Raw genomic sequence first — 282 nt, 5'->3', positions numbered from 1 at the left:
GGAATTTTTCAATCACTTCACTACGATTACGTGTTTGCCCACTTAATTTAACAAAATCAATCCCAGATTCTAGTAATGCTTCTTCAATTAACCCTAAGATCTGTGCAAATAGAGAGAAAATAAGAATACGACGACCTTCTTCAACCATCTCAGGCACAATATCAATTAAGAAATCCAATTTAGCAGAGCTCTTGATTTGCTGTGCATGTTCTACTTTTACTAGTCGTGGGTCACAACAGGCTTGGCGTAGTTTTAATAATGAATCTAAAAATTCAATGCGGC

At 36.2% G+C, this 282-nt stretch carries 1 protein-coding gene; it reads right to left on the bottom strand.

Translation table 11 applies throughout. The features are described from left to right. Positions 1 to 282 (bottom strand): hypothetical protein (locus V6255_RS18045; RefSeq protein ID WP_341629381.1); only part of this gene is annotated, 282 nt, incomplete at both ends.

The sequence above is a fragment of the Psychromonas arctica genome (assembly GCF_038155225.1).
Classification (GTDB): Bacteria; Pseudomonadota; Gammaproteobacteria; order Enterobacterales; family Psychromonadaceae; genus Psychromonas; species Psychromonas arctica_B.
This window is presented reverse-complemented; position numbering and strand designations above follow the sequence as displayed.